Raw genomic sequence first — 1844 nt, forward strand, 5'->3', positions numbered from 1 at the left:
AATCGAGTAGAGGGAGAATAAGTTAACTTATTTTCGCCCCTCTCACAACACCGTACGTACGGTTCTCGTATACGGCGTTTCAATTTATATTACAGTGTGTACTTCTAAGTAACGTTCTAAAGCAGAGGGTATTCCCCTCTGCTTTAATCTTTTATTTGAAATTGCTCTTTGAACAACTTTTGATAATCCGATATACCGATAACCTTTCCTACAGAATGTTAAGCCTTTGGCTTCTTCTTCAGGTATCCCTAGTTGAATTAACGACTTTATTTGTTTTCTCGGTACCTTCCATTGTTTCCAGATGATTACCCTTATTCTTGAGCGTAATTTCTTATCAATTTGACCCATTGCCGTTTTCATATTTGCGATTCTAAAGTAGTTCACCCATCCAAATATGACTTGTTTTAGTTTTAATATTCGATAATCTAACGGTATGCTCCAGTTTCGCTTTGTTAGTTGTCGAAGTTTCCTTTTAAATTTCTGTACTGACATTGGATGAGGTCTCACTTGGTATTTCTTGTTATTTGAATCGTAGTAATATCCAAATCCCAAGAATTTCAAGTCTTTTGGGCGAGCGATTTTACTCTTTTCTACATTGACTATCAATCCCAGTTTCTTTTCTATGAATCTCACGATTGATTCCATCACTCTATCCGCTGCTTTCTCACTCTTCACGAAGATAAGCGCGTCATCAGCGTATCTCACAAATTGGAGTCCTCTACTTTCTAGTTCCTTATCCATTTCGTTCAACATAATGTTACTCAACAGTGGGCTGAGGTTTCCTCCTTGCGGAGTTCCAACTGGTGTTTCTTTATATTTCCCATTTACCATAACTCCACTGATTAAGTATTTCCTTATTAGAGAAATGACATCTCCATCATCTATGGTATTAGATATGATTCGCATAAGTTTGTCGTGATGGACTGTATCGAAAAATCTTTCTAGGTCAATGTCCACTATCCAATCGTATCCGTCATTCAGAAATTCTAAGCTTTTTATAATTGCCATCTCACAACTTCTCTTCGGTCTAAAGCCGTAACTGTATTCACTGAACTGTTTTTCAAATATCGGACTGAGTACTTGATGGATAGCTTGTTGAACCACTCTATCCACTACTGTTGGTATTCCCAATTTGCGCATCTTTCCATTTTCTTTTGGGATTTCCACTCGTAAGGCAGCTTGTGGTTGGTATTTTCTTGTTCTGATGCGCTGACGTAGCTCATCCTTATTCTCTTTCAGATATTGTTTCAATTCATCAACCGATATTCCATCGATCCCACTTGCGCCTTTATTTCTATAAACACGTAAGTAGGCCTCATTCATATTTTGATTACTTAAAATCTTTTCTAAAAGTTTCACACTCGTTTCTCCTTTCCTCTCACGTAGTAAATGATATCTCCATTTTGGTTATCCTTTGAGATACGCTCATACTTTCACCATTAATACATTCGGAGTTCGTCACTTACGCATTCGTGGCGTTGAAACACTATAAATTGTTCAGCCCTTCATGACCTTAGGTCATTACTATGGCTTCTGCTGACTTCTTGCGACTAATCTTTTTCAACTGTACTTGTGTACATCCGCAAGACCTCCCAGGGTAAGACGACTACCTTTCCTCTTTTACTCGCCTGATTTACCCTACAAAGTTACGCACATCTTTTGGACTTTGACTTGTTATGGAGCCTTATCCCTTTGTAGAGCCTTGGTATCAGATTTCTGTTCGTCGAGCCAAGATTTTATTCCACGCTTCCTCTAGCCCTTACCTCACGATAAGTACCTTGCGCTTCCTTAGTGGTTGGTCGATGTGTACCCCCACAGTGGACTTTCACCACCTAGATAGTTGC

General features: G+C 38.9%; 1 protein-coding gene. It reads right to left on the reverse strand.

Features of this window, described 5'->3' with window-relative positions:
- Positions 1-84 precede the first annotated feature (84 nt).
- A complete protein-coding gene (gene ltrA / locus WAX74_RS20880) occupies positions 85-1359 on the reverse strand; it encodes a group II intron reverse transcriptase/maturase (protein ID WP_336499575.1) in 1275 nt (424 codons plus the stop codon).
- Positions 1360-1844 lie beyond the last annotated feature (485 nt).

It is taken from the genome of Psychrobacillus mangrovi, from assembly GCF_037104765.1.
Classification (GTDB): domain Bacteria; phylum Bacillota; class Bacilli; order Bacillales_A; family Planococcaceae; genus Psychrobacillus; species Psychrobacillus mangrovi.